The sequence below is a fragment of the Brachyspira sp. SAP_772 genome (assembly GCF_009755885.1).
Classification (GTDB): Bacteria; Spirochaetota; Brachyspiria; order Brachyspirales; family Brachyspiraceae; genus Brachyspira.
The window spans coordinates 1-599 of record NZ_VYIX01000283.1 but is presented as its reverse complement, the minus strand read 5'-3'; the positions used below and the strand labels follow the sequence as shown (position 1 = coordinate 599).

Here is a 599-nt window from a genome sequence, read left to right as displayed (position 1 = left end):
AATTGTTCTTCGTGAGGAATTTTGATATCATAACGGTTGTCTAATTCCATAATAAGTTCTACTGAATCAAGTGAATCAGCGTTCAAATCATCTACGAAAGAAGCTGTATCTGTGATTTTACTTTTGTCTGAAATGTTTAATTGATTAGCAACAACATCCTTAATTTCATCGATTAATGCCATGTTGAATCTCCTTTTATTAATTTATTATTATTTTTAATTTATTATAAAGTGCAAAGCAACTTTATTAACTATTACATAGACATTCCGCCGTCAACGGCTATAACTTCCCCTGTTATATAATTGCTCAAATCTGATGCAAGAAATACAACTATATTAGCAACATCTTCAGCATTACCTAACTTTTTTAAAGGTGTAATATCCATTATCTTTTTTACAGCATCTTCAGCAAGTACACCAGTCATATCTGTTTGAATAAATCCAGGTGCTATAGCATTMACGCATATTCCGCGAGGAGCAAACTCTTTCGCCATAGATTTAGTAATACCTATAATRCCMGCCTTAGCTGCAGCATAATTCACCTGACCAGCATTACCCATTTTTCCTATAACGCTTGATATATTAATTATCTTACCCTTT

Annotated in this window: 2 protein-coding genes; both read right to left on the bottom strand. The window is 32.4% G+C overall.

Annotation, left to right across the window (positions count from 1 at the left end; all coding sequences use genetic code 11):
* The coding region (locus GQX97_RS14045) for an acyl carrier protein (protein WP_157152348.1) at positions 1-182 on the bottom strand (182 nt) is incomplete at its 3' end.
* 71 nt (positions 183-253) lie between these two features.
* The coding region (locus tag GQX97_RS14040; RefSeq protein WP_157152347.1) for an SDR family oxidoreductase at positions 254-599 on the bottom strand (346 nt) is incomplete at its 5' end.